28 protein-coding genes are annotated in these 24,791 nt (G+C 34.5%); 11 read left to right on the forward strand and 17 right to left on the reverse strand.

Annotated features, from left to right (window positions below; genetic code table 11):
- Positions 1 to 31: 31 nt before the first annotated feature.
- A complete protein-coding gene (locus ACZZ9T_RS06235) occupies positions 32 to 1,762 on the reverse strand; it encodes a glycoside hydrolase family 3 protein (protein ID WP_463441345.1) in 1,731 nt (576 codons plus the stop codon).
- A gap of 115 nt (positions 1,763 to 1,877) precedes the next feature.
- Here ACZZ9T_RS06235 and ACZZ9T_RS06240 point away from each other — a divergent pair, with 115 nt between their 5' ends.
- Positions 1,878 to 2,429: a hypothetical protein gene (locus ACZZ9T_RS06240; RefSeq protein ID WP_463441346.1), complete on the forward strand. Its 552-nt coding sequence runs from the start codon at positions 1,878 to 1,880 to the stop codon at positions 2,427 to 2,429.
- Between the two features lie 83 nt (positions 2,430 to 2,512).
- On the opposite strand, the gene ribA is transcribed toward ACZZ9T_RS06240, so the two are convergent.
- The 8 genes from ribA to ACZZ9T_RS06280 form a co-directional block, all read right to left on the reverse strand.
- Positions 2,513 to 3,106, reverse strand: a complete 594-nt coding sequence (ribA, locus tag ACZZ9T_RS06245; RefSeq protein ID WP_463441347.1) for a GTP cyclohydrolase II — start codon at positions 3,104 to 3,106, stop codon at positions 2,513 to 2,515.
- Entirely contained in the window at positions 3,107 to 3,571 is a 465-nt protein-coding gene (locus tag ACZZ9T_RS06250) for a hypothetical protein (protein WP_463441348.1), read from the reverse strand. It abuts the gene before it with no gap.
- Positions 3,568 to 4,179, reverse strand: coding sequence for a DUF4254 domain-containing protein (locus ACZZ9T_RS06255; RefSeq protein WP_463441349.1), 612 nt, complete (start codon positions 4,177 to 4,179; stop codon positions 3,568 to 3,570). The genes ACZZ9T_RS06250 and ACZZ9T_RS06255 overlap by 4 nt, the downstream gene beginning before the upstream one ends.
- 14 nt (positions 4,180 to 4,193) lie before the next feature.
- Entirely contained in the window at positions 4,194 to 4,409 is a 216-nt protein-coding gene (locus ACZZ9T_RS06260; RefSeq protein WP_463430496.1) for a twin-arginine translocase TatA/TatE family subunit, read from the reverse strand.
- 27 nt (positions 4,410 to 4,436) lie between these two features.
- Positions 4,437 to 5,990, reverse strand: a complete 1,554-nt coding sequence (locus ACZZ9T_RS06265) for a murein hydrolase activator EnvC family protein (RefSeq protein ID WP_463441350.1) — start codon at positions 5,988 to 5,990, stop codon at positions 4,437 to 4,439.
- On the reverse strand, positions 5,987 to 6,832 hold the full coding sequence (lolB1, locus tag ACZZ9T_RS06270) for a lipoprotein insertase outer membrane protein LolB1 (RefSeq protein ID WP_463441351.1): 846 nt from the start codon (positions 6,830 to 6,832) through the stop codon (positions 5,987 to 5,989). Before lolB1 ends, ACZZ9T_RS06265 begins: the two co-directional genes overlap by 4 nt.
- A gap of 89 nt (positions 6,833 to 6,921) precedes the next feature.
- Positions 6,922 to 7,941 (reverse strand): sugar phosphate nucleotidyltransferase, encoded by a 1,020-nt coding sequence (locus ACZZ9T_RS06275; RefSeq protein ID WP_463430499.1) that lies wholly within the window; start codon positions 7,939 to 7,941, stop codon positions 6,922 to 6,924.
- Positions 7,942 to 7,970: 29 nt separating this feature from the next.
- Positions 7,971 to 9,425 carry a lipopolysaccharide biosynthesis protein gene (locus ACZZ9T_RS06280; RefSeq protein WP_463441352.1) on the reverse strand — a complete coding sequence of 485 codons (1,455 nt, stop codon included), beginning with the start codon at positions 9,423 to 9,425 and terminating at the stop codon, positions 7,971 to 7,973.
- 122 nt (positions 9,426 to 9,547) lie between these two features.
- On the opposite strand from ACZZ9T_RS06280, the gene ACZZ9T_RS06285 reads away from it, so the two are divergent.
- Positions 9,548 to 10,885 (forward strand): dihydroorotase, encoded by a 1,338-nt coding sequence (locus ACZZ9T_RS06285; RefSeq protein ID WP_463441353.1) that lies wholly within the window; start codon positions 9,548 to 9,550, stop codon positions 10,883 to 10,885.
- A 34-nt stretch (positions 10,886 to 10,919) separates the two neighbouring features.
- Here the strand turns inward: ACZZ9T_RS06285 and ACZZ9T_RS06290 are convergent, their stop codons facing one another.
- From ACZZ9T_RS06290 to ACZZ9T_RS06310, 5 genes are all read right to left on the reverse strand, one after another.
- Positions 10,920 to 11,558, reverse strand: coding sequence for a helix-turn-helix domain-containing protein (locus tag ACZZ9T_RS06290; RefSeq protein WP_463441354.1), 639 nt, complete (start codon positions 11,556 to 11,558; stop codon positions 10,920 to 10,922).
- Positions 11,533 to 11,817 (reverse strand): hypothetical protein, encoded by a 285-nt coding sequence (locus ACZZ9T_RS06295; RefSeq protein WP_463441355.1) that lies wholly within the window; start codon positions 11,815 to 11,817, stop codon positions 11,533 to 11,535. The genes ACZZ9T_RS06290 and ACZZ9T_RS06295 overlap by 26 nt, the downstream gene beginning before the upstream one ends.
- 16 nt (positions 11,818 to 11,833) lie before the next feature.
- Positions 11,834 to 12,835: an aldo/keto reductase gene (locus tag ACZZ9T_RS06300; RefSeq protein ID WP_463441356.1), complete on the reverse strand. Its 1,002-nt coding sequence runs from the start codon at positions 12,833 to 12,835 to the stop codon at positions 11,834 to 11,836.
- Between the two features lie 111 nt (positions 12,836 to 12,946).
- A complete protein-coding gene (locus ACZZ9T_RS06305; protein ID WP_463441357.1) occupies positions 12,947 to 13,627 on the reverse strand; it encodes a response regulator transcription factor in 681 nt (226 codons plus the stop codon).
- Between the two features lie 15 nt (positions 13,628 to 13,642).
- Positions 13,643 to 14,890 (reverse strand): sensor histidine kinase, encoded by a 1,248-nt coding sequence (locus tag ACZZ9T_RS06310; protein WP_463441358.1) that lies wholly within the window; start codon positions 14,888 to 14,890, stop codon positions 13,643 to 13,645.
- A 165-nt stretch (positions 14,891 to 15,055) separates the two neighbouring features.
- Here ACZZ9T_RS06310 and ACZZ9T_RS06315 point away from each other — a divergent pair, with 165 nt between their 5' ends.
- The 9 genes from ACZZ9T_RS06315 to ACZZ9T_RS06355 all read left to right on the forward strand — a co-directional run bounded on the left by ACZZ9T_RS06315 (position 15,056) and on the right by ACZZ9T_RS06355 (position 22,099).
- Entirely contained in the window at positions 15,056 to 15,469 is a 414-nt protein-coding gene (locus ACZZ9T_RS06315) for a DUF1573 domain-containing protein (RefSeq protein ID WP_463441359.1), read from the forward strand.
- Between the two features lie 182 nt (positions 15,470 to 15,651).
- Positions 15,652 to 16,533, forward strand: a complete 882-nt coding sequence (locus ACZZ9T_RS06320; RefSeq protein WP_463430507.1) for an SDR family oxidoreductase — start codon at positions 15,652 to 15,654, stop codon at positions 16,531 to 16,533.
- A gap of 169 nt (positions 16,534 to 16,702) precedes the next feature.
- Complete coding sequence (locus ACZZ9T_RS06325) at positions 16,703 to 17,587, forward strand: DUF2589 domain-containing protein (protein ID WP_463441360.1); 885 nt, start codon at positions 16,703 to 16,705, stop codon at positions 17,585 to 17,587.
- 18 nt (positions 17,588 to 17,605) lie between these two features.
- The gene (locus tag ACZZ9T_RS06330; protein ID WP_463441361.1) at positions 17,606 to 18,304 is read left to right on the forward strand and encodes a hypothetical protein; all 699 of its coding nucleotides are present in this window, start codon (positions 17,606 to 17,608) and stop codon (positions 18,302 to 18,304) included.
- Positions 18,304 to 18,882: a hypothetical protein gene (locus ACZZ9T_RS06335; protein ID WP_463441362.1), complete on the forward strand. Its 579-nt coding sequence runs from the start codon at positions 18,304 to 18,306 to the stop codon at positions 18,880 to 18,882. Before ACZZ9T_RS06330 ends, ACZZ9T_RS06335 begins: the two co-directional genes overlap by 1 nt.
- A gap of 11 nt (positions 18,883 to 18,893) precedes the next feature.
- The gene (locus ACZZ9T_RS06340; protein WP_463441363.1) at positions 18,894 to 20,150 is read left to right on the forward strand and encodes a S8 family peptidase; all 1,257 of its coding nucleotides are present in this window, start codon (positions 18,894 to 18,896) and stop codon (positions 20,148 to 20,150) included.
- A 2-nt stretch (positions 20,151 to 20,152) separates the two neighbouring features.
- Entirely contained in the window at positions 20,153 to 20,356 is a 204-nt protein-coding gene (locus ACZZ9T_RS06345; protein WP_463430512.1) for a hypothetical protein, read from the forward strand.
- Positions 20,357 to 20,424: 68 nt separating this feature from the next.
- Positions 20,425 to 21,252 carry an endonuclease/exonuclease/phosphatase family protein gene (locus ACZZ9T_RS06350; RefSeq protein WP_463441364.1) on the forward strand — a complete coding sequence of 276 codons (828 nt, stop codon included), beginning with the start codon at positions 20,425 to 20,427 and terminating at the stop codon, positions 21,250 to 21,252.
- A gap of 142 nt (positions 21,253 to 21,394) precedes the next feature.
- Complete coding sequence (locus ACZZ9T_RS06355; protein ID WP_463441365.1) at positions 21,395 to 22,099, forward strand: FKBP-type peptidyl-prolyl cis-trans isomerase; 705 nt, start codon at positions 21,395 to 21,397, stop codon at positions 22,097 to 22,099.
- Positions 22,100 to 22,213: 114 nt separating this feature from the next.
- Here ACZZ9T_RS06355 and ACZZ9T_RS06360 read toward each other — a convergent pair whose 3' ends face one another.
- From ACZZ9T_RS06360 to ACZZ9T_RS06370, 3 genes are read right to left on the reverse strand one after another with little or no spacing between them, the layout of a single operon-like run.
- Positions 22,214 to 22,855, reverse strand: coding sequence for a response regulator transcription factor (locus ACZZ9T_RS06360; RefSeq protein ID WP_463430515.1), 642 nt, complete (start codon positions 22,853 to 22,855; stop codon positions 22,214 to 22,216).
- Entirely contained in the window at positions 22,852 to 24,267 is a 1,416-nt protein-coding gene (locus ACZZ9T_RS06365; RefSeq protein ID WP_463441366.1) for a sensor histidine kinase, read from the reverse strand. Before ACZZ9T_RS06365 ends, ACZZ9T_RS06360 begins: the two co-directional genes overlap by 4 nt.
- Entirely contained in the window at positions 24,267 to 24,755 is a 489-nt protein-coding gene (locus ACZZ9T_RS06370) for a hypothetical protein (RefSeq protein ID WP_463441367.1), read from the reverse strand. The genes ACZZ9T_RS06365 and ACZZ9T_RS06370 overlap by 1 nt, the downstream gene beginning before the upstream one ends.
- Positions 24,756 to 24,791 lie beyond the last annotated feature (36 nt).

Below are 24,791 nucleotides of genomic sequence, written 5' to 3' on the forward strand. Positions count from 1 at the left end.
ACGCTTTAAAGATGCGTTTCATTGGTTAATATTATTTTGATGTGGTGAATTCTGTAGATTTTGAAAATTGCGGAGCTTCTAATGTGATTCCCATACCAGGTTTCAGTTGGTCATTTACTAAAACCGGAAGCTTTCCAGAGATTTTTGTTTTTCCGTTGATGGCGTTTGCTGTTGCCGTCATAGAGTCTTCGTTGTTTTCATATGAAACCAAAACCGTGGAAACTTTAGATAAATCAAGATCTTTCAAAGCATAAGCACTGCCAAAAACATTGAGAATCACATTTTGATTTTTTGCTAAATCTGCCAACACCTTTTTAGATTCGGCTGAAATTTTATAAGGTTTATAAGCTGTTGAATTGTCTTTATGAAAACCAACGATCACTGTAGAGTTTGCCGGAATACTATTGATTTCTGAAGCCTTTTTAATAATGACCGTAGAATTTAAATTCAGCTGATCTACAAAAGTTTGATAGGGTGCTTCTTCCAACGGAACATAGTAGCAAGTGTTCTTGCAGTTCAGAGGAAGTAGTTTTTTCTCATCCTTTATTAAAGTTAAAGCATTAGAATAAAGATTCTGAACCAATGTTTTATGAGAATCATTGTTGATATCTTGGTTGACGTTTTCAGGATTTTTCGGAGTGTATTGACTTAAACCTAAAAAATATTTTGTCAGTAAAATTTTCTTTACACTTTCTTCCACTCTTTTTTGCGAAATTTCTCCGTTGTCAATTGCTTTCTGAATCAATTTTTTACCTTCTGCGACACCCTGAGAAAAAAGCATAATGTCGTTCCCCGCTTTGAAAGCCAATGCGTCCAGTTCGCCAGGTTTGTATTTATTGGCAACCGCTCCCATATTTAAAGCATCGGTAATAATCAAACCTTTATATCCGAATTTTTCCTTTAATAAACCTGTAATGATATTTTTTGAAATAGAAGCAGGAATTCCTTTTCCGGATTCTAAACTTGGAACGTACAGGTGTGCTACCATCACACCGCCAATTCCCTTATCCATCAAAGCTTTAAAAGGAGCCAGCTCGATTGAATTTAATCTTTCCATATTATGTGAAACGACGGGCAGGTCTAAATGTGAATCGGTATTGGTGTCACCGTGTCCCGGAAAATGTTTCATTGCCGCTAAAATATTGTTATCCTGCAAACCATTGGAGTAGGAGAGTGCAGATTGCGTGACATTAGAAACTTCTGAGCCGAAACTTCTGTTCCCGATAATCGGATTGTTTGGGTTGGTATTGACATCTACAACAGGTGCGAAATCCCAGTTGATTCCCATTCTCTTACAGTCTTCAGCGATTTTTGCTGCCATCTGATAAATCAGGTTCTTATCCTGAATCGCTCCTAAAGTCATTGCCCACGGAAATTTGTGAGCTTTAGCGATTCTCTGATACAATCCCCATTCAGCATCCATCCCGATCATTAAGGGGATTTTAGATTTTTGTTGAAATTCATTGACTAGATTAATTTCTCTTGCTGCATCGTCCTGCATAAGAATCAAACCTCCAATTTTATCATTGGCAACAATATTTCTTACCTGGCTGATGTGGTTCTCATCTTTGTTGGTGTAAAGTGCAACGATAAATAGCTGACCTAGTTTTTCGTCCTGAGAAAGTGAGTTGTAGGTTTTATCAACCCATTGCTGCGCTTTGTTTTGATCTGACTGAGAAATGTTCTTCGGCTGATACTGTGCTGAAATTTGCGAATTAATAAAAAGTATGATGAAGAGTAATTGAAAACCTACTTTGTTCATGATGTTTGAATAAGAACAAAAATACGATTAAAAAATACAGTAGAAACAATGTTTTTTAGTTTTTTGGTATATGATTTGATCTGCGTAAGTAACTAACAATTTTAAATTTAATAAGATGAGAAAATTTCTTTCAATTTTAACACTGGCTTTCGCTAGTTTCCTTATATACAGCTGTGATAATAGTGATGATGAGGTGATTGACAATACACAACAATATGAATATCCCGCAGTGAAAGATTTTACGGGGAGTTTAAACTCGACCAATAACTACACTTTATCTGTACCAATTAATATTCCTGTAACTGATGTTGTTTTGGTATATAGAAATGTTGGTTCGGGAACGGGTGTTAACGCAGTTTGGCAATTAATTCCTAAAACATATTATCTAGATAACAATATAGCATTTCCTGCAAATAGAGAATTAGATTATAATTTCGATTTTACAACTTTAGATGTTGAAATTACTTCGAAAGCAAATTTTAATCAAGCTACTCAAATCACTGCAGCAGAAACCAATGCTTATTTAAACAATCAGATGTTTAGAGTTGTCTTAATTCCAACGGTTGCAGGAAAGAATGCAAATGCAGTTGATCATAATGACTACAATGCAGTAATTAAATATTATAATTTAAATGATACCAAAGTACCGGTTTCAAAAGTAAATTAATAAAATATATCTTTTCAGTTTTATAATGAAAAAATCTCCGGAATTAATTCCGGAGATTTTGTTTTTTGTGTAAGTAAATTTAATTAATTCTGATCATCTAAAAGATGACCGAAGTAATCTTTCTTTGTCTGTAAATATCCACGGCTAGAATCATTCGCAGGAATTTGCAAAGGTATTCTTGAGTTGAGATTGATGCTGCTCTCTTCTACAAACTTTACTTTTTCAGGATTGTTGGTTAAAAGATTAATGTTGTCAACTTGTAGGATATTGAGAATTTCGATAGCAACTCCAAAGTTTCTGTCATCAGCAGGCAATCCCAGCTCTAAATTGGCGGCAACAGTATCAAAACCTTTTTCCTGAAGAGAATAGGCCTTTAACTTATTGATAATGCCTATATTTCTGCCTTCCTGACGGAGGTATACAATGATTCCGCCGTGATCTTGGGTATATTTCATAGCAGCATCCAATTGTTGTCCGCATTCGCATTTTTGGGAATGGAAAACTTCACCAGTAATACATTCAGAATGAAAACGCACATTCACCGGTTTTGAGAAATCTGTATTTTCGGCTATGATGGCCATGTGAGGCATCCAGTCATTAGAATCTTCTGAGAAAGCTATCATTCGGAAATTTCCGTGGTCTGTTGGGACATTAGCTTCCGCCTGAATTTTAATCATTTAATTGTTGGTTATTTTACTGTTTATTGAGTCTTCAATGAAAGCAACATTAGTTTTTAATCTTACCAAATATCTGTTGAGAACTGCATCTTCATCTCTGTTAAGATATTTTCTGAGCGTCTGAATTTTTTTGTAAGACTTTTCTAAGTTTTTGAGTGTTTTGTTTTTTCCGGTAATATTGCCTGCATCAATTGCATACAGATAATTTTGTAAAGAATATTTTAATGCGTCTACTTCTTCGTTTACGGCTGTATTTTTAAATTTTGGGAAAGAAGAAATAAGATTTGTTATTTCAGCTGCATTAATATTTTGATGGATATTAATCGAAAAATTATTTCCAGATTCTGCTTCAGCTTTTTTTGCTTCAACATAGAAGTTGCTGGATAGTGGAGAAACATTTGGTTTTTCTGTAGCGCAGGAAGAAATAAGTATTAAAAGTAATCCGGAAAAATATAATCGTTTCATTTTTGCTCCTTTTGATAAAGGATTGGATTAAGACTTTCATCGTTGTACATTTTCATTTGTTTGTACACTTTCATCTTAACATCACCATTCTCAATATCAGTAAGCAATTGATCTATAGAAGTAAATAAATCCTCTTTTTGATCAAGAAGTACATCCAGTTTCTGTTGGCAGTTTAAACGATGTTCTTCTGAAGCAGAATCTCTATGAGCTTCCAATGACATATGATAAACCTTCAGCGAAAGAATTGATAATCTGTCTACAGCCCAAGCGGGAGTTTCAGTATTAATCTTTGCATCAGGTTTCGGAGTAATATTTTTATATTTATCTAAAAACCAACTGTCTATGAACTCAACCAAATCTGTTCGTTTCTGATTAGAAGCGTCGATCATTCTTTTGAGCTGCAGTGCATCTACAGGATTTATATTTTCATCCCTAATAATATCTTCCAAATGCCATTGAACGGTGTCAATCCAGTTTTTAGCATACAAAATTCGTTCCAAACTGTCTGTAGGAAACGTATTATTAATAGGAGTTTCTATGTTGTCTAAAACATGGTAATCTTCAATTGATGTATTGAAGATTTTCCAAGCGGTATCTGTGAAATTCATTTTGGCTGAAAAAACTAGTTTCCGGTATTGTTTGTAGTATTAGAAGCAGGATTTTCAGTTTTTGTTACTGGTTTGTCTTCTTCTTTTACAGAATCTTTAAATTCTTTGATACCTGAACCTAGACCTTTCATCAATTCCGGAATTTTTTTTCCTCCGAAAAGAAGTAAAAGAATGATCGCTACGATCAATAAGTGTTGCCAAGATAATGACAATATTGTAAGTGTATACATTTTAAAAATTTTTATAAAGTTAATATTTTAATTTGAAACCCATCCTAACGGATCTACTGGTGTATCTCCTCTCCAAATCTGGAAATCTAAGGTATATGAACCATCAAAATCCTGTGCCACAGATCCTACTGAAGTTCCTGCGGAAACTTGCTGACCTTTCGAAACTGTATTATTGCTTAAGTTAGAATAAATAGAGAAATAATCTCCATGCTTTATTAAAACTGTTTTTGTACCATCTGCTGCTGCCATTACTGATGAAACTGTTCCCGGAAACACAGCTTTTGCACCGGTACCTTTTGCTACAGAAATTTTAATTCCGTTGTTTTCTTCTACAATATTTTTAAAAACAGGATGTGGCTGTCTTCCAAAACGATGCGTAATTGTACCGTATGCAGGCATCGCCAATCTTCCTTTGTTTGCTGCGAAGTTATTTCCAGCTGCTGTAGAAACTCCGTAACTTGTCATTGCTTTCGTTTCTGCTGCTTTTTTATCTTCGCCGGTTTTCTTTTCAAGCGCAGCTTCTGCTGCCTTTGCTGCGGCTAATTTGGTGGCGGCTTCTCTTGATTTTAAAGCGGCATCATCAGAAGCTTTCTTAGCGGCAATCTTTCTGGCCTCATCTTTTGCACTCGCCTCAATTTTTGCAGCATCTTCATTTCTTCTTCTTTCATCTTCTGCTTTTTTAGCGGCAAATTCTGCTGCTTTCTTGGCTTCCGTTTCAGCAAGTTTTCTTTCTCTTTCCAAAGCTTCAGCACGAGCTTTATTTTCTGCATCAATTTTCGCCTTTTCTCTGTCGGCAGCGATTTTAGCTAAACGAATTTTTTCTGCTTCAGCTTTTTTTCTTGATTCTTCCTCCGCTTTTGCTTTTCTTATTTCTTCGGCAATAATTGACCTGATTTGTCCTTCAAGTGCTTTAGACTGAGTTTGCTTTTGTCTCAATTCACCAGCAAGCTTATTTTCATTCTTTTTAAAATCATTAACTAACTGCTCTTTCTGTTTTCTCTCAACACTAATTGTCGTTAAATCTTTTTGCTGATTCGCTAAAAGATTTTCTTTTTCTACAGCAGATTTTCTTTTTTTATCAACAGATTTTTTTAATTCTACAGCTGCATTGGTGATTTCTGCTGCTTTTTTATCCTGGTAATCAGAATACTGCTTTAGATATTGTACCCTGCGTAAAGCCTCTCCGAAGCCTTTTGAAGATAGAATAAAAGTCACTTTATTCTGTACCCCTTTATTTTTATATGCATTAACCAAAACCTGAGCGTAGTTTTTTCTTAATACCGCTAATTCCCGGTTCTGTCTGTTGATTTCAAGCTGACGAAGATAAATTTCGTCTTCTATAAATCGTTTTTCTTTCTGAGTATTATTATAAACTTTTTCTCTTAAAGCCAACTTTTGATTGACACTTGTAAGATAAGATATCGAAAGTTTAGACTCATTTCTGGTTTTGGCTAACTCAGAATTTATTTTTGCAATTTGTTTTTTAAGTTCTGCATTCTGCTGCTGTAATTCTTCTTTTTTTTGCCCGAAGTGCAACGAAAACAGCAAAATTACTATTAAAAAGCTAAATTTTTTGATCATTTAATCTCGATTTTCTTATAATTGGCTGGAACTGAATAAGGTGTTTCCATTTTAGTGAATCCAAATTTCGTATTTTCCAGTAAAATCTGACTTGTTTTTGACCCTTTTATAATTATTTTAACATTTTGCGGAAATCTAAGATTATTCTCGAAGGTCTCCCACTGGTCATATACGATTTCTATCGCATCATCGGATTTTACATCCTGCAAATTAACATAAATTAAATCAAAATCATTAGAATATCGCATATTGATTTTATACTCTCTTTCCTGCTCATTGGTTACGATTTTCTGATTAACAATGGATGTCAGTTCATAACCCTCCATGTTTTTTGTAATCTTAGAATTTCTGTCGCTTACCACTAAAAAAGTACGCCCTAAAAGGATTTTTTCTAAAGTTTTGTAGTCGATAAAATTGATATTGAGCAGATTATTTAAATATTCAAAATCAGAATCTATATAATTTTTGTTGTATTTGTCGACCGCTTTGATTCCTTCGGGGGTAATAATTGCCCTTGCAGCGTTAAAGAAAAGAAAATTAATATTCGACCAGATTTTTTTATTACTTTCAATGTAAATGGTGGCATCTAATGGACTGACTCTGATATTGTCTGCTGTTATTTTACTATTGATTTTTACATGTTCAAATTTCGGATGGATATAAATGCTTTCGTAAAAAGTCAGCCTGTCTGATATGTTTTTTCCCGTATCAATAGGATCTTTTACAGCTGAGTTTTCGACTGCAGTGCTGTCATTTTCAGATGTATTCTGCACAACGTTTTTTCTGGTTTTACATGAAAGCACAACCAGTGTGACCAGCAATAACGCAATCCATTTTTTCATATTTTCTTTTAAATTAATACTTTACAATATTAACGCCAAACCACACAAAACATTTTGTGTGGTTTTGAGGTCAATTATTTTATGTGAAACTATTCTTTATTCAGGAAATCTAAAACTGAAAAATCGCCTAAAGAAATTTCTCTGGCTACCCCAAAATACTGGGCAGAATTTCCAATCATAGAATTTGAAAGGTTTCCGTGGTTGATTTTTGTGTTTTCCTGTATTAAAGAGTTTTCAATATTTGAGTTGATGATAACGGTATTGTTTCCTATCGAAACTCCGGGACCAATTTTTGAATTCATAATTTTTACATTTTCACCGATAAAACATGGCGGAATGATCAATGAATTTTCAATCGTTGCGGTAGAAGTAAAAGTAGACATTTCTTCTTTTTCGTAGGCTAAAATTTTACTGTTAGTTTCTACAGTAGCATTTTTGTTTCCGCAGTCCATCCAGTCATTTACCTGTCCTGATCTGAATTTTGCACCTTTAGCTTTTAAATTTTCAAGAGCAAGTGTCAACTGATATTCACCTCCGTTTTTGATATCATTTGAGATGATATAGTTAATTTCATCCATCAGTTTTTCGGCACTGTTAAAATAATAAATTCCAATGATTGCCAAATCTGAAACAAAAATTTCAGGTTTTTCTATAAAATCTGTAATAAAACCTTGTTCGTTTAACTTGACAACGCCAAAAGCGGAAGGGTCTTCAACGCTTTTTACCCAAATTACACCGTCAGAATTTGTATCTAATGTAAAATCAGCTCTAAAAAGAGTGTCGGCAAACGCTACAACTACATTTCCGGTCATCGATTGTTCAGCACATTTAATTGCGTGAGCAGTTCCTAATGCTTCTTCCTGATGATAAATGCTTCCTTTTGCACCTAATCTTTCGGCAATCTGAAGCAAAGATTTCTCAACCTCATCTCCAAAATCTCCAATGATAAAGGCTACTTCCTCTATTTTTTCGCCACAAACTTTGGCAATATCTTCTACCAATCTCTGTACGATAGGTTTTCCGGCAATAGGAATCAAAGGTTTTGGAACGGTTAATGTATGTGGTCGTAATCTGGAGCCACGTCCAGCCATAGGAACGATTATTTTCATAGATGAATTTTATATAGTTTAATTTAAATTTAAGATTTTCTAAGAATTTTGCTGATCATTGTTCTCTCGTTATATATTAAAAACGCAATAAATAGCAAGAATAATCCATTCCCGACAAAATAATTATAACGAAAATAATAAAAAGAAATCATTGATATAACAATAGACAATACTAAATATGTTGCTATTTTTTTTATATTGTAATGAATGGGATATTGTATTTTACCCCAAATATAGGAAATAATCATCATGCTTGTATACGTGATCAATGCAGCAAAAGCACTTGCCCAATATCCGTATTCTGGGATAAAAGTAAAGTTGATAAATATCGTAATAGCAGCTCCGATAAGAGAAATGTATAAGCCCACTCTCGTCTGATCAGATAATTTGTACCAGATCGAAAGATTGAGGTAAATTCCTAAAAATAAGGCTCCCAACATGACAAAAGGAATAATTTCAATTCCTTCAAAATAAAGCGGGTTTCCTAAGTATTTTTCAGAAATCCATTGCAGATTGACCATCAACCCAACATAGATTAAGCAATTGCAAATGACGAAAACATCCATTAAAACCGCATAAGTTTTATGATTGTTTTTATCTTTAAAACTTGAGAAAAAGTAGGGTTCAATTCCCAACTGATATGCCTGCCGGAAAACTGTAATGAAGGTTGCAATTTTATAAACGCCTCCGTAAACACCAATCTGATGTTTGGCTTCTTCTTTCGGAAGCAAATATTTTAGAAACTGTCTGTCTAAAGTCTGATTGATCACTCCTGCAAGTCCTGCAACCATCACTGGCCATGAATAACTCATGATTCTTTTCCAAAGATTAAAATCAAACTTTTTAAAACTAAAGTTCACAAATTCTTTTCCTACAATCGCTAATGTGATGATACTCTGTACCAAATTGGCAATGAAGACATATCCGACACCAATTTCCGGGTCATATTGTAAACCTAAAATTCCTTTTGGGTAATGAGGAAGCCATTTTATGAAAAACACGATCAGAAAATAATAAACTAACGATCCTGCAACTTTTGAAACGGTATATAAAACAGGTTTTCCTTCTAATCTCAAAACAGCTGAAGGAATTGTTGCAAATGCATCAAAAGAAAGAATAAAAAGAAAAATAACAAGATAATTAACTTGATCCGGAGTTTCGAAAGCATTCGCAAGATCCTGCCTAAAAACATATCCTAAAATAAGATAGATGAAACCAAATCCCAGAATGCTCAATGAAGTGGTAGATACTAAAGTTTTTTTATCAATACTGCCTTCCTGTGCAAAACGGAAAAAAGAAGTTTCCATTCCGTGGGTCAAAAAAACGGTAATTACTCCTGCAATAGAGTACCAATCTACAAAAGGTGATGATGCAGAAGGTCCGAATGCATTGGTCACGATAGGCGCAATCAGGAAAGGAAATATCCTTACTAAGACCGAACTCAACCCATATACAGCGGTTTGACCAAATAATTTCTTGTACAAATTTATTTTTTTAAAATGCAAATGTAAATATTAGAATTCACAAATTTCTGATTGATGCCTAAAAATCATTGTTGAAAATATTAAATTTGTGCAATATAAATTTCCACATTTAAAATAAATACATGAAAATCCTTATAAAAAATGCAAAAATCGTCAACGAAGGAAAAATTATTGAAAATGATATTCTTATTGAAAATGATTTAATTACCAGAATAGATTCTCTTATTTCTGAAGAAGCGGATCAGATTATCGATGCTTCAGGAAAATATCTTTTGCCGGGAATTATCGATGATCAGGTGCATTTCCGTGAACCTGGATTGACGCAGAAAGGTGATATTGAAACCGAATCTAAAGCTGCAATTGCTGGCGGAATTACAAGTTTCATCGACCAGCCAAACACTGTTCCTAATGCTGTAACGCAGGAATTATTGGCTGATAAATACGAAATTGGTTCTCAGAAAGCTTACGCCAATTATGGCTTTATGATGGGTGGAACGAATGACAATCTGGAGGAAGTTTTAAAGACAAACCCAAGAAATGTTCCCGGAATTAAATTGTTTCTAGGTTCTTCCACAGGAAATATGTTGGTTGATAACCCGGAAACGCTGGAAAATATTTTTAGCAATACAAAAATGCTGATCGCCGTTCATTGCGAAGATGAAGCAACGATTAAAGCAAATACCCAAAAATATCTGGATGAATATGGTGAAGATATTCCTGTGAAATTTCACCATCTGATCAGAAGTGAAGAAGCTTGTTACAAATCTTCTTCAAAAGCGGTTGAATTGGCCGAAAAAACAGGTGCAAGACTTCATGTTTTCCATCTTTCTACAGCGAAAGAAATGGAACTTTTTAGAAATGATATTCCTTTAAAAGATAAAAAAATTACGGCAGAAGTTTGTGTTCATCACCTGACTTTCACGAATGAAGATTACGATACAAAAGGCGGACTTATCAAATGGAATCCTGCGGTAAAAACTCAAAAAGATAAAGATGTACTTTGGGAAGCTTTGCTGGATAACAGAATTGATGTAATTGCAACAGATCATGCGCCACACACTTGGGAAGAAAAGCAGAATGTTTACACAAAATGTCCTTCCGGAGCGCCTTTGGTTCAACATTCTTTGAACGTAATGCTTGAAAATTATATCAACGGAAAAATTTCACTGGAAAAAATTGTTGAAAAAATGGCTCACAATCCTGCCATTCTTTTCAGAGTGGAGAAAAGAGGTTTTATAAGAGAAGGGTATAAAGCAGATTTGGTTTTGGTAGATTTAAATGAAAACTGGACGGTTGCTAAAGAAAATATTCTTTACAAATGTGGCTGGAGCCCGCTTGAAGGAACCGAATTCCATTCGAAAGTGACCCATACTTTTGTCAACGGAAACCTGGTGTATGATAACGGAAAAATCAATGAAGAAAAATTCGGAGAGCGATTGCTTTTTGAAGTTCAGAAATAAACAAAAACGACTGCTAAAATGCAGTCGTTTTATGTTAATTAAGAGACTGCCTAAATTCCAAAGGCGACATATTGGTTTTCTTTTTGAAAAGCGTACTGAAAGACTGCGAATGTTCAAATCCCAATTCGTAAGCAATTTCGCTTACAGAAAGTTCTGTGGTCGACAGTTTTTCTTTTGCCTTGCTGATCAGCTTTTCATGAATGTGTTGCTGAGAGTTTTGTCCCGTGTGAACCCGCAAAAGGTCACTTAAATAATTGGGTGAGAGATTCATCGCTTCAGCAATCTGATGAACAGTCAAAAGTCCTTTTTCTGCAGTTTTCTCATCAAAATAATCGTTCAGAAACCTTTCGAATTTTACCAGCAACTGATGGTTGTTGTTTTTTCTCGTGATAAATTGGCGCTCATAAAAACGATGAGAATAATTCAGCAGAAGATCTATTTGGGATAAAATAATTTCCTGTGTATGTCGGTCAATATGCTGACTTTCTTTATCAATTTTATGAAGAATTTCGATCAGATCATTTTCCTCATCTTCAGATAAATGCAAAGCTTCATTCACGGCATAAGAGAAAAACCCATAAGATGAAATTGTTTTTGCCAACGGATGCTTCAGTAGAAAATCTTCGTGAAAAATCAATAGATAACCATTATTGTTGCAATCCATCGTTTCCATAATTCAGATACTGCACCTGATTGGGAGCCGTAAAACTCAGAACACCTTTATCATAATCATAATGTTGCTGTCCGTATTTCATCTTTCCCGTTGCTTCTCTTTTCAGGGCAACACAATAAAATCTGTTGGTGAAACCCTTCCAGACCTCATCTTCTATGAAATTACTTTCGGATAAATTGATGACGCTTACCAACGGATGTTTTGGTTCTGGCAAAGATAATAATCTGTGGAAAGCTGAGATGGACGGAATTGTATTCATTAATTCAAATTTAAATTTAATAATCCAAAAGTCCCATACTAAATTCATCGTAAGGCGCTCCGGTATCGGTTCCTAAAGGTACAATACTATCCAGTTTTGTAAGTTCGTTTTCTGTCAGTTCAATTTTACCAGCTTCAATATTCTGCTCCACATATTTTGTGCGTTTGGTTCCCGGAATCGGTACAATTCCTTTGCTGATGATCCAGGCCAATGCTAATTGAGAAGAAGTAATCTTCTTTTCCTTGGCAAGATTTTCAATAGCTTCCACCAATTCAATGTTTTTATGAAAATACTGTTCCTGAAAACGTGGAATTCCTCTTCTGAAGTCATTTTCCGGGATGTCATCAATCGAACGGATCTGTCCGGATAAAAACCCTCTTCCCAGTGGTGAATATGCAACAAAACCTATTCCCAACTCGTTTAATGTTTTGATGACCCCCTTTTCTTCTACAGTTCTCTCAAAAAGAGAAAATTCGCTTTGTACTGCAGTAATCGGATGAATAGCGTGTGCTCTTTTAACCGTTTCAGATGAAACTTCAGACAAACCAATGTATCCAATTTTTCCTTCTTTTACCAATTCGCTCATCGCTTCTACCGTTTCTTCAACCGGAGTATTTTTGTCGAGACGGTGCATGTAATAAAGATCAATGTAGTCTGTTTTCAGGTTCTTTAGCGAACGTTCTACTGATTTTTTTACGTACTCTTTCTTTCCATTGATCGCCCATGTTATCTGATCGCTGTCATCAATTTCCCAACCGAATTTTGTTGCAATGATATACTGGTCACGATTCCCTTCAATAGCTTTGGCAACGAGTCTTTCGTTTGTAAAAGGGCCGTACAAATCTGCCGTATCAAGAAAGTTGCCTCCCAATTCTAATGAACGGTGAATGGTTGCAATAGCTTCTTTTTCATCTGCCTTTCCATAGATGTCGTTATCACCAAAACTCGTCATTCCCATACAGCCTAAACCGATATTTGGAATGATTAAACCCTGATTTCCTAATTTTACTTTGTTCATATTTTAAATATTAATTTTAATAGAACAAAGTTGAACAGAAATAAAGATTCGGATGTATGCAAAACGATGAATGTTGTATGCGAATTACGGATGGTGTTTTTTAGGTTTTAATTATTTTTCAGAAAAACGAAAACCAATTCCGTGAAGATTTTCTATGGTGATATTGTCCTCATTATGAAAAACTTTGCGTAGTCTTGAGATGAAAACATCCAGACTTCGTCCCATGAAATAATCATCATCTCCCCAAATGGCTTTTAAAATATCTTGTCTTTTTAAAACAGAATTTTTGTGTCTGATAAAATATAAAAGCAATTCAGATTCTCTTTGTGTAAGTGCAATGATGTTATTTTCTTCCTGAAGAGTGTAGTTTTTCGGGTCGAATTGATATTTTCCGACTTTATATTTAATTACAGATGTTTCTGTTTTTCTTGTGCGTTTTAAGAAAATTTCGATTTTTAAAATCAATTCTTCAATACTGAAAGGTTTCACCAAATAATCATCGGCGCCAATTTTCAGTCCTTTGATTCTGTCCTCTTTTAAAGCTTTAGCAGAAATAAAAATAATGGGAATCTCTGAATTATGAGCCCGAATATGTTTTGCCACCTCAAAACCATCTACTTCGGGCATCATGATATCGAGCAGACAAATATCAAAATCTTTGCAGTCAAATGCGTGTAAAGCAGACTTGCCATTTGCATGATAATCAATATGGTAATGAGTTTCAAGGCTGTCCTGAATCAGAAAAGCAATTGTCTGGTCATCTTCTGCATACAAAATTTTAGGTTTTTCCATTTATTAAGCAGTATTTCAATAGGGTAAAAGCAGTGTCGTGGTAATTCCCTGATCTGCATTATTCTCAACAGAAATTTTCCAGCGATGTTGCTGAACGATTTTTTTTACATAAAATAAACCAAGTCCGAAACCATTGATTTCATTATTCTTCTTAGTATTCACCCGGTAGAATTTATCAAAAATATGAGGGATATTTTTACTGGGAATTCCTATTCCGTTGTCTTTAAACTTTAAATATAAACCTTTTGAATCTTTTTTTGCTGAAATTGTAATATCCGGTTTGGTTTCACAATATTTAATAGAATTATCTAAAATATTGTAAATGATATTGGTGAAATGAAACTCATCTGCCATCACCGAAATATTATTTTCTACATTTACATGAATCGTAAGATTTTCATTTTTCTGCTTCATAGTCTCAGCAATTTCCTGAATAAAAGGCAACAACATGATTTTTTGAGTTTTTAAAGACAATCCGGAAGCATCATTTTTAGCAATATTCAGTATTTTTTCAATATGATTGTTGAGCTTATTGCTTTGGTTGATAATGATTGAAGTGTAGGTTTGAAGCTTGGAATTCTCCTGAATAATCTGTTGTTTGTTAAGAGCTTCTGTAGCCAAAAGAATTGATGACAGCGGAGTTTTAAACTCATGAGTCATATTATTGATAAAATCACGCTGCAGTTCTGAGAATTTTTTTTGCTGAATGATGGTATAAATTGAATAAACATAGACCAGAAGAATAATAATCAATGCTAGTGTAAGCAGGTACCAAAACCTCAGTGAACTAATCAGGTAAGTGGTTTTATCGGGAAAGCGTATCGAGAAATAATACACCAGATTTTTATGTTTCGGAAATTCTATGAACTGATTTTTTAGGTTTTCATCATCAACTGAAATATATTTTCCGTACACCATTTTATCACTTTGGCAATTATACATTGCATATACGTAGTCTGTTTCTATATGAAGACGCGTGAATTCTGTTTTTAGATAATATTCAAGAATGGAAGGATGAAATTCATTATTGGTGTTGACTACATAATAGTCGTTGGCAATATTCTGTACAGGGTTTTCTGTGAAAGAGGTTTTTCCTACAGATAATTTTTCAGCAACTTGCAGTAAAGCGATATTTACTTTTTGGTTAAATTTTTTATCCTCAAGATTATAGGCCTGTTTTGCCCACAGAAGCTGAGCCGTAAGAATTCCGACAATAGCGACAAACCCGAGACTTATAATGATATTGAGCTTTTTTATTTCCATTTTCAGAAGCAATATTATTCAAAATATTTATTAATATTTTGTCATTAACAACTTGTTAACAAATCTTTGAGACTGGTTAACAACTTCTCATCAAAATCATCAATACATTTGCTCTATTGAAATACAATTATAGGTTTCTTTATTAACTATTCAAAATTTATACTTATGAAAAATTTAAAAATTACAGCATTACTTGCAGTTATGGCATTTTCACCATTTTATGCAAATGTACTTCCTGTTGAAGGTACTTCTTTAGTGAAAGCAGTTGCCGAAGCAATCAAATGGAAATCAGAATCTATCGACGTAGGAAGTATTCCTCAGGGAAAACCAAAGTTAATCAGATTTGAATTCACAAATACCTCTTCAAAACCGATTATTATCGAAAACGTTGCACCATCTTGTGGCTGCACAACGGCCAATTACACAAAAACGCCAATACAACCGGGAAAAAAAGGCTTTGTAGAAGCAAGCTATAATGCTGCAAGTCCAGGTGCATTTGTGAAAACAGTAAATGTTACTACAAGTGACAGCAAAACACCAAAAACCCTTTCTTTTAAAGGTGTGGTTACTGCTTCATAAGAATTAAAAAAATATAATCAACAGCTGATCGTAATTGATCAGCTGTTTTTTTTATGTAAGAACGGTATCAGATACCTTTTTTCTGAGATCAATATAAAGAACAATTATTTATAACATCATTTATCAACAGATTTTAGGCTGCAACAGGTTTATATTTATTATTTTTAAGAAAAATAAAATTTATGAATCTTTATACACAACCCATGTTGCGTGAGGGTGCTCTCAAAGATAAAGTAGCCATCGTTACAGGTGGCGGAAGCGGTCTCGGAAAAGCGATGACCAAATATTTCTTAGAATTAGGGGCAAAAGTAGTCATTACTTCGAGAAATTTAGAAAAATTGCAAGCCACAGCAAAAGAACTGGAAGATGCAACCGGCGGAAAAGTTCTGTGTGTTTCTTGCGATGTTAGAAATTGGGATGAGGTAGAAGCCATGAAAGAAGCGACTCTGAAAGAATTCGGTAGAATTGATATCTTATTGAATAACGCAGCCGGAAATTTCATCTCTCCAACTGAAAGACTGACGCATTCTGCTTTTGATTCCATTTTAGATATCGTTTTAAAAGGGACAAAAAACTGCACACTTTCCATTGGAAAACACTGGATTGATTCTAAAACACCCGGGACGGTTTTAAATATCGTCACCACTTATGCCTGGACAGGTTCTGCCTACGTTGTTCCGTCAGCTTGTGCAAAAGCAGGTGTTCTGGCAATGACAAGATCTCTAGCCGTTGAATGGGCAAAATACGGAATCCGTTTTAATGCCATTGCGCCGGGACCGTTTCCTACAAAAGGAGCGTGGGACAGATTGCTGCCGGGAGATTTGCAGGAAAAATTTGATATGAGAAAAAAAGTTCCTTTGAGAAGAGTAGGAGAACATCAGGAACTGGCAAATCTTGCTGCTTATCTGGTGTCAGATTATTCAGCGTACATGAATGGTGAAGTAGTGACAATTGATGGTGGAGAATGGTTGCAGGGCGCAGGAGAATTTAACATGCTCGAAGATGTACCGCAGGAAATGTGGGATATGCTTGAAGCAATGATTAAAGCTAAAAAATCGAATTAAATTTATTTCGTTTAATTCATAAAAATGCAGATTTCCAATAAGGATATTCTGCATTTTTTATTTAAGGTGTTTTCACCCTTTACTTTTAGGTGAAAGTCCTGTAATGTTTTCATATTTAGTGATTTAGATTTGTACTACAAATTAGTATTAACCTAAAAACAAAACAAAAATGGAAACATTAAAAGCGGCGTTAGAATCTAATCACGCCAAAAAATCAAAAAATGAATTAATTGATCTTTTATCAGGAGTAGAAAAAGTTCTTACTCCAGGTGTTTATGAAAAAATTTCAGGAGTGGAAGTTTCAGAACTGAAAAATCTTTCGTTAAAAGAGATTCTTTCAATTGTAGATCAGTTTAAAAATGGCTATGATGAAAAGTGGGAAAAATCTTTAGCCAACGCATCTTCAGAAGTTCTTAAAATGATTTCTTTGAAGATGGCTGCAGATGAAAATATTTTTAAAACTTCGGATGCAGCAAATGCAGATTTTGCATCAGAATTGGGCAGTATAGATTTCGCAACCATCATCGGTGGTCCTTTGGATGCCTGTGTAAAAGCGCAGTCAAATGCTTCAATTGCGACTGTAAGCTTTATCAATGAAGTTGGTTTTGAACTTTCCGATCCTAATGATCCTGCAAGTGCAAAAAAATTGAGAATGGCAGATTTTAAATACAAAAAAAATGCGCCAAATCCCGATTATATCAACGAAACAGAAACTCCGAATGAAGAACCAATGATTCCTACTGATGTAGAACTTTCTGTTCCGTTCATCGCTCTGCTGAATGTTCCAAGCTTCAGAATAGAATCTTGCGAAGTTGATTTCAATGTTAAATTAAATTCTACATACACTAAAAATGTGAGTGACGAATTTGGTTTAAAAGTAGGAGCTTCCGGTGGATGGGGACCTGTGAAACTGAGTGTAGATGTGTCTTATAAAAGATCTTCAAGCACAGGAATCAAAGTAGAAAAAGAATATTCTCTGGGAGTGAAGGTAAGAGCCACGAATGACGAAATGCCTGCCGGACTTGAAAAAGTTTTGGGAATACTCGCTCAGTAATTTCAAATTTTTACGATCATGATCAAATTATCAGATTACCTGGATTATCTCAACAACGAGATAATTCAGGCTCGTAAAAAGGCTGACGAAAATGCTGTTGCCATCGCAAAAGAATACGCAAAACATCCTTACCTCAAATTTTTTACGGCACCAAGATATGCTTTGCCCAGTGTGAAAATGGATATTCCTCTGAAAATAACCGACATTGATTCTGATGCTAAATATAATTTTAAACTCAACGAAGATCAGCTTATCGGCGAGGTTAACGAAAGAATACGACTGGTAAACCGGGAAAAAAAGCTCAATATTTCTGAGATCACAAAAAAGCAGATTCAAAATGACGATTTTAAAACTCTTTTTAAAAAGCTCGAATCTCACGACCAGAAATTTGGCAAACTTCCTGTTGCAGAAATTATAAAAATTGATCTGAAATCTAAAATACAGACTTTGAATACAGGCGTTTTCAGACCACAGAATGGAACGACAGATGAAGAAGTCAATGAGCTGAAAGACATTTTTTCGAACATTTTGGTGAATAAATATACATTGGTGAATGCTAAGCTCAACAATATCTACATTGATCCTAACACGACAGCAGCAGAAGACAAAGACAAACTTTTCATCAATCTGCAAGTGTCTATGGAAGCTGAAGGCATAAGAATAATGTCTTATAAAGATAAAGACGGTAACGAGGTCGAACAAATAACTTTTGAGTAATGCAGGAACTCATACACCACAGCACGCAGACTTTAGAGTTTCATTTAGATCAGCTCAATAAAGTTCAGGAGTTGTATCTCTCTAAATCTTTTGATTTTGATGCCCGTTTCGATACTTTTCTTCGTGATCTTTTAGAATATTTTAAAGCAAAAGGAAATACCACATACGAATCTGAAGTTTTAAAAATAATGAGTATGATTTCCACTGTCAAGCGTGGTTTTAATCCCGTGAAAATGGAAAAAGTAAATTTTGGAAAGAGAGATCTTGTGCATGGATTTTCTTTTAACGGAATTGAAAATATTCACGGTTTCCTGACCGGTTTACTTTCTAAAGAACAAAGAAAACTAGACGAATCGGAAGAACTGCTTTCCGGATTAATCATCTCCATGTACCAAAACGGAATTTTAGATGATGCAAAAATACAAGCTCTGAATTCAGTCGCAAAAATTGAAACTTTTTGGAATCAGCTTCTTCCACAGAATTTAACTATTGCAGGGCTCAACAAAAAACTGAGACTTACACTTTTAGCAGAAGATATCTATTTGATTATCGAAAAAATATGTACCAAAATTTCATAAAAAAACCAGCCATGAAAAAAGAAAAATACATCGTCCTGCTCAGAAATCAGGAGAAAACATCACTCAGAAAAGTAGAGAAAGAGCTTCAGGTAAGCATCACCTCTTCAGAACTGCTTTCAAAAGAAAACCGCTCTTTTCAGGTGATTGATCATGATAACGGAGTTTTGTATAAAAATCTGGGAGTGGTAGTAGTAGAAAATATGGATGAAGATCAGCTTAAAAAAGCAGTGAATGATGATACAAATCCTATCATCTATTTCGAAAAAGAGCGTGAGTTTTTTCCTGCAGATGAGATGAAAATCATAGCTGAATTAAAACAACAAACCACAGAACTTTCAGTTAAAATTTCGGAGCTCGAAAAATACCTCAACAATAAACCAATTCCGCCAAAGAATTTTATGGAAATGGAATGGGGGCTGAAAGCGGTAGGAATAGAGAAAACAATTTTTACAGGTAAAGGAATTAATGTTTGCATTTTAGATACAGGTTTAGAAATGACCCATCCCGATTTTTCTGCCCGCGAAATTGAAGGTAAATCCTTCATCGAAGGAGAAGAATGGAACAAAGATCCCAATGGTCATGGAACGCACTGCGCCGGTGTTGCTGCCGGAAATCTGAGATCCGATACAGGCAAACGCTACGGAATTGCAAAAGACTGCAATCTGAAAATAGCCAAAGTGCTTTCCAATAAAGGAAAAGGAACAACAAGCAGCGTTATTGATGCTATCGACTGGGCAATTACCAAGCAGTTCAGAGTTTTGTCGCTTTCACTTGCAGCTCCTGTAGGTTTAAACGAAAAGCCTTCCGTACTTTTTGAAACTGTGGGAATGAGAGCATTAGAAAACAATTGTCTCATCATTGCAGCAGCAGGAAACGACAGCAACCGACCTTCTCTCCCAAAACCTGTTTCTGCGCCGGCAAATTCTCTTTCAATCCTTGCTGTTGCTGCCATCGACGGACAAATGCGGGTTGCAGGTTTTTCTAATGCCGGTTTAAATCCTTCCACAGGAGGAAATATTAATGTTTGCGCTCCGGGAGTAGATGTTTTTAGCAGTTATCCCAAAAATGCAAAGAATAAAAATAATTATCTTGCCTTAAGCGGAACCAGTATGGCAACACCACATGTCTCCGGACTTGCAGCTTTGAATATGGAGCAGTTTCCGGATAAAACAGCAAAAGAAATTTGGGAAATGATAGAAACACAGGCAAAACCTATCGAAGGTTTGAAGTATAGAGATATTGGGAGTGGTTTAATTCAAATAGTTTAATCATGAAAATTTACCTTGCTGTTCTTAAAGAAAATGTGAATATTGAAGAATTTAAAAAGATTCTTAAAGAGAAAAAAAATAAATTTCTGGAACATTACAAGATCCTGGGAATCGTAAAATTTCAGAGCGATAAGACAATTTCAGAGAAAGAATTTGAAAAATTTTGTTCAGGCATTGAAGAGGAAAAAGATAATTTAACAATTTAATCATCACAATAAGGCTTTTCTGTACAAGAGAAGTTTTATTTTTGTTTTCAATTTAAATAAAGACCATAATGAATTTCAGATTTTCAATCGTTTTACTGATGTTTTTTGCAGCAGGCTTTTCTCAGGATGTAAAAGTAATGAGTTTCAATATCAGGCTGAATGTAGATTCCGACAAAGAAAATGCTTGGCCCAACAGAAAAAAAGATGTTTCAGATCTGCTGACCTATTATCATCCGGATTTTTTTGGTGTGCAGGAAGCGCTTCCTGAGCAGATGAAAGATATTAAAATGGGTCTAAAAAACTACGATTATGTAGGAGTCGGAAGAGATGACGGAAAAGAAAAAGGCGAGTTTTCTGCAATATTTTATGATACGAAAAGACTTCAGATTATTAAATCCGGAACATTCTGGCTTTCTGAAACTCCCGAAAAACCATCTAAAGGCTGGGATGCGGCTTTGAACAGAATTTGTACTTACGCTGTTTTTAAAGATAAAGAATCTGAGAAAGAATTTTTGGCAATGAACATCCATTTCGATCATGTAGGAAATATCGCAAGAGTAAAATCTTCAGAATTAATTTTGAAGAAATCTAAAGAACTGAATCCAAAAAACTTACCGTTGGTGTTGACTGGTGATTTTAATTTAACGGAAGATTCGGAACCAATTAAAATTCTTTCGCAAAACCTGGAAGACACGTTTTACAATTCAGAAAAGAAACATTATGGTCCGGTAGGGACTTTTACCGCTTTTAATGTAACTGAAATCCCGCAAAACAGAATCGATTATATTTTTGTGAAAGGTTTTAAAATAAAATCTCACAGACATATCAACGACAGAAGAGAAAATCTGTTGTATCCGTCAGATCATTTCCCGGTATTGGTAGATCTGCAATTTTAAAAATAATGTAATCATATGAATTCAGATGACCATTAATTTAAAAATTAATGGTAGAAAAACTTTTTTGTAATAAGAAAATTTCTATAATTAATGATAGATTTGCAGCCATTAATTAATTACTGATCAACAATAAAAATTATCAATGAAAAAACAGATTATAGCATTATTTTGTATAGCAGCATTTAGTGTTTCATGTGACAAGAAAGACGATACAAAGGGAGACAGCAAATATACCGATGACCAAAAAGCTTCTTATTATATAGGCCTTAATATTGCACAAAATATGAAGCAGGAAGGTTTCAAAGTAGATGCAGATCTTTTGGCTCAGGCTATCAAAGAGGAAATGGAAGGCAAAAAAAAGCTGTTGCCTGCAGAAGAGATGGATACCTTTATGCAGGAATTTATGCAAAAGCAAAATGAAAAGAAACATTCTTCAGCATTAGTACAGGCAACTGAAAACAAGAAAAAAGGTCAGGATTTTCTTGCCAAAAATAAAAGCAATCCTAAAGTGAAAACTACGGCTTCCGGTTTACAGTACGAGGTTTTACAGGAAGGTGATGGTACAACGAAACCAAAAGCATCAGATGTTGTACAGGTAAAATATACCGGAAAACTGCTTGATGGAACTGTTTTTGACTCTACCGATAAAAATGGAGGCGCACCAATGGATATTAATCTTGGCGCTGTCATAAAAGGATGGACAGAAGGTATCCAACTCATGAGCAAAGGATCTAAATACAGATTTTACATTCCTTCTGATTTGGCTTACGGAGATGGCGGAGCCGGAGCGGCAATTCCCGCAGGTGCTACGATCATCTTTGATGTAGAATTGGTGAGTATACAATAAGTTAAGATATTTTTTCAAAATTATATTCAAAAAGGAGGAGCTGAAAAGTTCCTTCTTTTGTTTAAAAATTCCAGATTACTAAATATTAAAATCTTACTTATAAAGATTTGAGAATTAAGATTCTGCAAAACCGTTTTTTAGCGCAAAAATCGCCAAACCTACTCTTGTTTTCAGTTTTAATTTTTCACAAAGCTGATCTCTATAACTTTCTACTGTTCTAGGGCTGCAGCACATTATATCGGAAATTTGTTTATAACTGAGCTCAGTTACGGTGTATTTGAGAAATTCTTTTTCCCGGGTGGAAATCCGCACTGCTTTTTCATTATTTTTTTCGTCATTTACATTAAATATAATTTTTGAAGCCCATTCCGGGTAGAAAAAACCATTATCCTTTATTTTGATAAGAGCCTCTTCAAGATCTTTAGGATGCGTATTTTTTAATAAATACCCTTTGGCTCCGTTTTTTATCATTTTAATAAGACTTTGTTCATCACCCTGCATACTTAATGCCATTACTTTAATGTCCGGATGATTGTTTTTAAGCCAAATTACAGTTTCAAAACCATCCATTACGGGCATACTGATGTCCATCAGAATAATATCAGGAATCTTGCAGTTATTCTCAAACTTATCAATAAGATCCTGGCCGTTTTCTGCTACATTTATTACTGTAAAATCTTTGAAATTATTGATGATTCCTTCTAATGCTTTTGCAATCAGGAGATGATCATCTACAATAATTATGGTTGTTTTCATGATTGTTTTTTAAAAGATATGCTGAGTGTGGTTCCGGAATCTTTTTTACTTTCGAGACTAAATTCGGCTCCGATGATCTTAGCACGGTTTCTCATATTTGTTAGCCCAATTCCATTGCTGAGGTTTGTAGAGGCATCGAAGCCAACCCCATCATCTTTAATAATAAGTTCCCATAAATTGGTTTCAGAAGTATTCAGATGAATAAAAATATTTTTGCATTGTGAATGTTTAATGCTGTTCTGAATAAACTCCTGCGTAATTCTGAGTAAAACATTTTTGTGCATGAAATCTAAATCTAAATCCTCAAAATTGTGTTCAAAACTTATGATGCATTTTTTAATGGTATTGGTGGTCTCAACCTCTTCTTTAATTAAAGCTACAATTTCTTTCTGGTTGATATTATCATCTGTAAGAGTTTTAGACAGATTTCGTAAATCCTGAAGTGACTGATTAATGATTTGTGAAACCTGATCTATTCTCTCAACCACTTCAGGAACTTTATTTTCGTACAAAAGCTGTTGAGTGTAAAGACTTACCAAAGTGAGTTTCTGACCAATATTATCATGAAGCTCACGACCTATTTGCTGCATTGTAGACTGTTGAATTTCTAATTGAGTGGCTAAAAGTTCTCTCTGATGAATTTCGTTCTTGATTTGAATTTCACTTAAATATTCTACTTTTCTCTGTTTGTATTTTTTTATATAAACCATTACGGCAACAATAAAAAAGACAAAGAAAATGTTGAATAAAAAAATTGTTAAGAATAATTCTGTTTTCCCCATATAAAAGAACTTGCGAACATAAGATACATAATAATCGCCGAAGTCTGGAAATATAAAGTATATATATTCCAGAATTTGTCTGTGTTCGAAGATTTGAAGATAAAACGTCCAATATGGAAGAGTCCCAATATAAAATAACGTTACTCCGAGGTTGGTGTAAAACATAGGATTTTTAGCAAATTCCAGGATATGATCTGAATTAATCTGCTTATAATATTCCATAACAACTAAAAACATCAACAGTACGCTCCCAAAAGTATAATTGAAAGAAAAGATATACTTATTTTTCAAAAAATAAAGTTCATTGGGTATATAAGCTAATAAAAATAAGGCTGTAAAACTCCAAAATAAAACCTTTTTCTGTAAAGAAACATAAGCATAAAGCCAAAAGAAAAATATGAATTCTAATGGGATCACAAAATAATTAAAAACTAAATTTATAGGAAACGGACTGTATTCTGCACCGAATTTTCCAAGCATTTCACAGCAAAAAATAAATACGAGATAACCCGCAAAATAACGATATGTCGTTTTCTTGCTTTTTTTGAAAGTCATAAAAACAGCAATAAATGCTGCAAAACCTTCAGTGAAAATCATCGAATCCTGCAGCAATAATTGGAGGTCTTTCATTAGTATGACTCTACAATAGATGTTCCCGGAGGAATAAGTGCCCCATGATTCTGAGCAACCGCTCTTCCTGAAACTTCTAACGTCATTGCCAATGCCTGACCGATTTCTTGATAAGGATTAAAGTCATAGTTAAGATCATCCTGCCTTTTTGTAGGAACCATGATGAGAGTGTGTCTTTTGGCATAATCTTCAGGAATTGGTTCTGCAGGTTGCTCAGGATATGCTGCATAATAAAAACGGATGCCCAAATCTTCAGTTTTTACTGCAGAATCTACATTAGTCGCTTCTTCTTCAATATCTGCAATAAATTTTTTCATAGTAACCAGATCAAACCAGATCGAATGCGCATCATCTATTCTCATGTTTTCATTGATTGTCAAAAGCTGGTTATTACGATAATTGTCAACCTGGGTTTGAATTATTTCTGTAGGCATCAAATTCGCAGCACTAAGTCTCTTTTTTTCTGTTGTTTCAGTTTTGTTTTCCATAGTATTAGTTCTAAATTTTACTGCAAATTAAAGAAA

The organism is Chryseobacterium sp. AC417 (assembly GCF_979258215.1).

Excerpts from the sequence above, each read along its gene's own strand:
- ACZZ9T_RS06340 (WP_463441363.1), top strand. The coding sequence starts at position 18,894 with ATGAAAAAAGAAAAATACATCGTCCTGCTCAGAAATCAGGAGAAAACA.
- ACZZ9T_RS06330 (WP_463441361.1), top strand. The coding sequence starts at position 17,606 with ATGATCAAATTATCAGATTACCTGGATTATCTCAACAACGAGATAATT.
- ribA (WP_463441347.1), bottom strand. The coding sequence starts at position 3,106 with ATGATTAAAATTCAGGCGGAAGCTAATGTCCCAACAGACCACGGAAAT.
- ACZZ9T_RS06345 (WP_463430512.1), top strand. The coding sequence starts at position 20,153 with ATGAAAATTTACCTTGCTGTTCTTAAAGAAAATGTGAATATTGAAGAA.
- ACZZ9T_RS06255 (WP_463441349.1), bottom strand. The coding sequence starts at position 4,179 with ATGAATTTCACAGATACCGCTTGGAAAATCTTCAATACATCAATTGAA.
- ACZZ9T_RS06325 (WP_463441360.1), top strand. The coding sequence starts at position 16,703 with ATGGAAACATTAAAAGCGGCGTTAGAATCTAATCACGCCAAAAAATCA.
- ACZZ9T_RS06315 (WP_463441359.1), top strand. The coding sequence starts at position 15,056 with ATGAAAAATTTAAAAATTACAGCATTACTTGCAGTTATGGCATTTTCA.
- lolB1 (WP_463441351.1), bottom strand. The coding sequence starts at position 6,832 with ATGAAAAAATGGATTGCGTTATTGCTGGTCACACTGGTTGTGCTTTCA.
- ACZZ9T_RS06265 (WP_463441350.1), bottom strand. The coding sequence starts at position 5,990 with ATGATCAAAAAATTTAGCTTTTTAATAGTAATTTTGCTGTTTTCGTTG.
- ACZZ9T_RS06285 (WP_463441353.1), top strand. The coding sequence starts at position 9,548 with ATGAAAATCCTTATAAAAAATGCAAAAATCGTCAACGAAGGAAAAATT.
- ACZZ9T_RS06365 (WP_463441366.1), bottom strand. The coding sequence starts at position 24,267 with ATGAAAGACCTCCAATTATTGCTGCAGGATTCGATGATTTTCACTGAA.
- ACZZ9T_RS06240 (WP_463441346.1), top strand. The coding sequence starts at position 1,878 with ATGAGAAAATTTCTTTCAATTTTAACACTGGCTTTCGCTAGTTTCCTT.
- ACZZ9T_RS06300 (WP_463441356.1), bottom strand. The coding sequence starts at position 12,835 with ATGAACAAAGTAAAATTAGGAAATCAGGGTTTAATCATTCCAAATATC.
- ACZZ9T_RS06295 (WP_463441355.1), bottom strand. The coding sequence starts at position 11,817 with ATGAATACAATTCCGTCCATCTCAGCTTTCCACAGATTATTATCTTTG.
- ACZZ9T_RS06305 (WP_463441357.1), bottom strand. The coding sequence starts at position 13,627 with ATGGAAAAACCTAAAATTTTGTATGCAGAAGATGACCAGACAATTGCT.
- ACZZ9T_RS06250 (WP_463441348.1), bottom strand. The coding sequence starts at position 3,571 with ATGAAACGATTATATTTTTCCGGATTACTTTTAATACTTATTTCTTCC.
- ACZZ9T_RS06350 (WP_463441364.1), top strand. The coding sequence starts at position 20,425 with ATGAATTTCAGATTTTCAATCGTTTTACTGATGTTTTTTGCAGCAGGC.
- ACZZ9T_RS06355 (WP_463441365.1), top strand. The coding sequence starts at position 21,395 with ATGAAAAAACAGATTATAGCATTATTTTGTATAGCAGCATTTAGTGTT.
- ACZZ9T_RS06335 (WP_463441362.1), top strand. The coding sequence starts at position 18,304 with ATGCAGGAACTCATACACCACAGCACGCAGACTTTAGAGTTTCATTTA.
- ACZZ9T_RS06310 (WP_463441358.1), bottom strand. The coding sequence starts at position 14,890 with ATGGAAATAAAAAAGCTCAATATCATTATAAGTCTCGGGTTTGTCGCT.
- ACZZ9T_RS06360 (WP_463430515.1), bottom strand. The coding sequence starts at position 22,855 with ATGAAAACAACCATAATTATTGTAGATGATCATCTCCTGATTGCAAAA.
- ACZZ9T_RS06260 (WP_463430496.1), bottom strand. The coding sequence starts at position 4,409 with ATGTATACACTTACAATATTGTCATTATCTTGGCAACACTTATTGATC.
- ACZZ9T_RS06290 (WP_463441354.1), bottom strand. The coding sequence starts at position 11,558 with ATGGAAACGATGGATTGCAACAATAATGGTTATCTATTGATTTTTCAC.
- ACZZ9T_RS06235 (WP_463441345.1), bottom strand. The coding sequence starts at position 1,762 with ATGAACAAAGTAGGTTTTCAATTACTCTTCATCATACTTTTTATTAAT.
- ACZZ9T_RS06370 (WP_463441367.1), bottom strand. The coding sequence starts at position 24,755 with ATGGAAAACAAAACTGAAACAACAGAAAAAAAGAGACTTAGTGCTGCG.
- ACZZ9T_RS06275 (WP_463430499.1), bottom strand. The coding sequence starts at position 7,941 with ATGAAAATAATCGTTCCTATGGCTGGACGTGGCTCCAGATTACGACCA.
- ACZZ9T_RS06320 (WP_463430507.1), top strand. The coding sequence starts at position 15,652 with ATGAATCTTTATACACAACCCATGTTGCGTGAGGGTGCTCTCAAAGAT.